2 protein-coding genes are annotated in these 1919 nt (G+C 73.0%); one reads left to right on the top strand and one right to left on the bottom strand.

All coding sequences use genetic code 11. From position 1 onward, the window contains the following. Positions 1-158: 158 nt before the first annotated feature. Positions 159-920 carry a DeoR/GlpR family DNA-binding transcription regulator gene (locus AOK24_RS43780; RefSeq protein ID WP_055725386.1) on the bottom strand — a complete coding sequence of 254 codons (762 nt, stop codon included), beginning with the start codon at positions 918-920 and terminating at the stop codon, positions 159-161. A 222-nt stretch (positions 921-1142) separates the two neighbouring features. Here AOK24_RS43780 and AOK24_RS43775 point away from each other — a divergent pair. Next, positions 1143-1919: helix-turn-helix transcriptional regulator (locus tag AOK24_RS43775; protein ID WP_055725385.1), on the top strand; the 777-nt coding region annotated here is incomplete at its 3' end.

The following is a 1919-nucleotide window of genomic DNA, read 5'->3' as shown; positions in this document are numbered from 1 at the left end:
GGGGTGGAGGGCGGGGGTAGCTCTCACGTCGTACGTGGCGCCTGAGGCGTACGCCGGACCGGCGCCGGACGTAGCTCCCGTGTCGTATGTGGCTCCGGTGCCGTACGTGGCTCCCGCGTCGTACGTCGTCCCCGCGGCGTTCCTCTCCTCGCTGGTGTTCATGCCCTCACCACCTCCGTCCCCGCGGCCTCGATCTCCGCCGTCTCCGCGTCGCCCAGGCCCTGGTCCGTGATCAGGAGGTCCACGTCCGTGAGGTCGCCGAAGCGGGCGAAGTGTTCCTGGGCGTGTTTGGCGGAGTCGGCGAGGAGGACGACCCGGCGGGCGGCGGCGACGGCCGCGCGCTTGACGGCGGATTCCGCGAGGTCGGGGGTGGTGAGGCCGTGGGCCGGGGAGAAGCCGTTCGCGGCGACGAAGAGGACGTCGGCGCGGATCTCGCCGTACGCCCGCAGGGCCCACGCGTCGACGGCGGCCCGCGTGCGGTGGCGGACCCGGCCGCCGACCAGGTGGAGCTGGATGCCGGGGTGGTCCGCGAGGCGCGCGGCGATGGGGAGGCTGTGGGTGACGACCGTGAGCGTGGCGTCGAGGGGGATCGCGGCGGCGAGGCGGGCGACCGTCGTCCCCGCGTCGAGGATCAGCGTGCCGTCGGTGGGGAGTTCGGCGAGGGCCGCCTTCGCGATGCGGTCCTTCTCGTCGGCGGAGGTGTACTCGCGTTCCGCCAGGTCCGGTTCGAAGTCCAGGCGGCCGACCGGTATCGCGCCGCCGTGCACCCTGCGGACGAGGCCGGCGCGGTCCAGGGACTTGAGGTCCCTGCGGATCGTCTCCGCGGTGACCTGGAACTCCTCGGCGAGCGAGATGACGTCCACCCGGCCGCCGTCACGGGCGAGGCGCAGGATCTCCTGCTGCCGTTCCGGTGCGTACATCGCTTCGCCTCCGAGGGGTTCCGTACCACGTCCGGCCACACCCGACCGTGTCCGACCCTGTCCGCTTGATGCCCGAACTTGTGGTTTCGCTGGGAGGCTACGCCCAGATTTCCGGAAAGTAAACAGGTTCGGACTTCAATCGGGCACGATCGGGCGTCGGGATTTTCGGGCGGTTCCGGTCTAGGTCAGGTGCTGGCCTAGACGTGCGGCATCCTTCCGGGCATGACCACTGACACGCCTGCGCGGCTGCTTCAGCTGTTGTCGTTGCTCCAGACGCCCCGGGAGTGGCCGGGGGGTGAGCTGGCCGAGCGGCTCAGGGTGTCCCGGCGGACCGTTCGGCGGGACATCGACCGGCTGCGGGAGCTGGGGTACCCCGTGCAGGCCACCATGGGGGCCGACGGGGGGTACCGGCTCGTCGCCGGGAAGGCGATGCCGCCGCTCGTGCTCGACGACGAGGAGGCTGTCGCCATCGCCGTGGGGTTGCGGGCGGGGGCCGGGCACGCGGTCGCCGGGGTCGACGAGGCGTCCGTGCGGGCGCTGGCGAAGCTGGAGCAGGTGTTGCCGGCTCGGTTGCGGCGGCGGGTGGCCACGTTGCAGGCGGCGACCGCGCCGCTGACCAGTGGGGGTGGGGAGCGGATTCCGCCCGAGACCCTCACCGCGATCGCCTCCGCCGTCGCCGGGACCGAGCGGTTGCGGTTCGCCTACAGCGCGCGGGACGGGGTGGACAGTCGGCGGCTCGTCGAGCCGTATCGGCTCGTGTCCACCGGGCAGCGGTGGTATCTCGTCGCGTACGACCTCGATCGGGGGGACTGGCGGACGTTCCGCGTCGACCGGGTGAGCGAGCCGTTCGCCACCGGCGCGCGGTTCGCTCCGCGGGAGTTGCCGGAGGGGGGTGCGGTGGAGCTGGTGCGCCGGGCGCTCTCCGGGCGGCGGGACACGTACGAGTTCTCGGTCGTCTTCGCCGGGAGCGCGGAGGGGGTCGGGGCTCGGGTGCCGGGG

The organism is Streptomyces niveiscabiei, from assembly GCF_001419795.1.
Classification (GTDB): domain Bacteria; phylum Actinomycetota; class Actinomycetes; order Streptomycetales; family Streptomycetaceae; genus Streptomyces; species Streptomyces niveiscabiei.
Note: the sequence above shows the minus strand (reverse complement) of the source record. Positions and strands in the feature narration are given on the sequence as shown.

Coding starts and splice junctions, on each gene's coding strand:
- AOK24_RS43780 (WP_055725386.1), bottom strand. CDS start 920: ATGTACGCACCGGAACGGCAGCAGGAGATCCTGCGCCTCGCCCGTGAC.